This window comes from Phenylobacterium sp. (assembly GCF_036677185.1).
GTDB lineage: Bacteria > Pseudomonadota > Alphaproteobacteria > Caulobacterales > Caulobacteraceae > Phenylobacterium.
On sequence record NZ_JAKFEN010000024.1, the window covers coordinates 1 to 2280 of the forward strand.

General features: G+C 69.6%; 3 protein-coding genes. All 3 read left to right on the plus strand.

The window, feature by feature from the left end:
• The coding region (gene nusA / locus V6M51_RS15940) for a transcription termination factor NusA (RefSeq protein WP_332768742.1) at positions 1-1192 on the plus strand (1192 nt) is incomplete at its 5' end.
• A gap of 8 nt (positions 1193-1200) precedes the next feature.
• Positions 1201-1851: an RNA-binding protein gene (locus tag V6M51_RS15945; RefSeq protein ID WP_442957702.1), complete on the plus strand. Its 651-nt coding sequence runs from the start codon at positions 1201-1203 to the stop codon at positions 1849-1851.
• A 73-nt stretch (positions 1852-1924) separates the two neighbouring features.
• On the plus strand, positions 1925-2280 hold a 356-nt coding region (locus tag V6M51_RS15950; protein ID WP_332768743.1), incomplete at its 3' end, for an IF-2-associated domain-containing protein.

A 2280-nucleotide genomic window follows, 5' to 3' on the forward strand; every position in this document is an offset into this window, starting at 1 on the left:
CATCATGCGCCGCGACCAGTCGATCCCGCGCGAGAACTTCAACATCGGCGACCGGATCCGCTGCTACATCTACGACGTCCGCCGCGAGACCAAGGGTCCGCAGATCCTGCTCAGCCGCGCCCATGGCGGCTTCATGGCCAAGCTGTTCGCCCAGGAAGTTCCCGAGGTCTATGACGGGGTGATCGAGATCCGCGCCGTGGCCCGCGACCCGGGCTCGCGCGCCAAGATGGCCGTGGTCTCCAACGACAGCTCCATCGATCCCGTCGGCGCCTGCGTCGGCATGCGCGGCTCGCGCGTCCAGGCGGTGGTGGCCGAGCTGCAGGGCGAGAAGATCGACATCATCCAGTGGAGCCCGGACGAGGCGACCTTCATCGTCAACGGCCTCGCCCCCGCCGAAGTCTCCAAGGTGGTGATGGACGAGGAGGACGAGCGCGTCGAGGTGGTGGTTCCCGACGAGCAGCTGTCGCTGGCCATCGGCCGCCGCGGCCAGAACGTCCGTCTTGCAAGCCAACTTACGGGTTGGCAAATCGACATCATGACCGAGAGCCAGGAGAGCGAGCGCCGCCAGCGCGAGTTCTCCGAGCGCACCCAGCTGTTCCAGGAAGCCCTGGACGTGGACGAGGTGATCGCCCAGCTGCTGGTCACCGAAGGCTTCGCCACGGTGGAAGACGTCGCCTATGTGGACGCCTCGGAAATCGCGGCCATCGAAGGCTTCGACGAGGACACCGGCGAGGAGATCCAGGCGCGCGCGCGCGACTTCCTGGAAAAGATCGCCGCCGAATACGACTCCAAGCGCACCGCGCTGGGCGTCGAGGACGCCCTGCTGGAAGTCGAGGGCGTCACCCTGCCGATGGCCGTGGCCCTGGGCGAAGGCGACGTGAAGTCCGTCGAGGACCTCGCCGGCCTGATCCCCGACGACCTGCGTGGCTGGTTCGAGACCAAGGACGGCGAACGGGTGCGCGAGAAGGGCATCCTGGAGAGCTTCAACATGGACCCGGCCGACGCCGAAGCGCTGATCATGCGCGCCCGCGTCGCCATGGGCTGGGTCGAGGCGCCGGAGCCGGAACCCGAGGTCGAGGAAGAGGTCGCGTACAACGAAGCCGAGGCCGTGTTCGGTCAGCGGCCGGCCGCCGCGGTCGCGCCTGCCGAAGCTGACGCCGAGGCCGAACCCGACCAGCCCACGGAGGCCTAGGCGCCCTGTTGAACGCCCCCGCAACCCTGGCGGAAGCCGCTCGCGAGCGTCGCGACATCGTCTCCGGCGAGGTGATGGACGAGGCGCGCCTGCTGCGCTTCGTCGCCGGACCGGGGGCCGTGGTGGTCCCCGACCTGGCGCGCAAGTTGCCGGGGCGGGGCCTTTGGGTCGAGGCGACGCGGGCGGGGGTCGAGGCCGCGGCCCGCAAGGGCCTGTTCTCCCGGGCCGCCAAGACCAAGCTGGCGGCCGGGCCGGACCTCGCCGATCAGGTGGAAACCCTGCTGCGGAAGCGGCTCCTGGACGGCCTGGGCCTTGCCAAACGGGCCGGTGATCTTATCTCGGGCTACGAGAAGGTCGCCGCCAGCCTGAGCGCCGGCAGGACCGCATGGCTGATCGAGGCCGCCGATGGCGCGCCGGACGGTCGGCGCAAGATTCTGAATGTGGCCCGCAAGTCACCCAAGCCGGTCGAGGTCTTCGGACTCTTCGGCGTCGAGGAATTGGGTTTGGCCTTGGGGGGCGAGAATGTGATACACACCGCCTTCCTTGCGGGGCGCGGCGCCGATCGTTGGACATTCGATGTCCGGCGCCTGTCCGGCTTCAGCCCGCTTACTCCCGAGAGTTGGCGCGAGGAAAAGCCTTCTGAGGCGGGCGGAACCTAAGGCGGTTTCGCGCGCCTAGATCTATTCGAGATGTTTGGTCGGGACCGTCCCGGCCGTAAGTTAAAGCGAGCGCATGAGCGACGAGAACGACAACGGCCGAGCCCCCGGCGGGCGAGCTCCCCTGACCCTCAAGCCCCGTGGGGCCGGTTCGGTCAGCGCGGGCACGGTGAAGCAGAGCTTCAGCCACGGCCGCTCCAAGACGGTGGTCGTGGAGACCAAGCGCGCGCGCACCCATTCCGCGCCGGCGGGCAACCTCGCCGCGCCATCCTCGGCCGAGAAGCGCTCCTTCACGCCGCCGCCGGCGTCCTCGCCGCGTCCGGCCTCGCCCTCGGGCGACGGCTCGGGCCTGTCGGCCGACGAGCAGCGCGCCCGCCAGCGCGCCATCGAGCTGGCCCGCGAGCACCAAGCCCGCCAGGCCGCCGAGCAGCA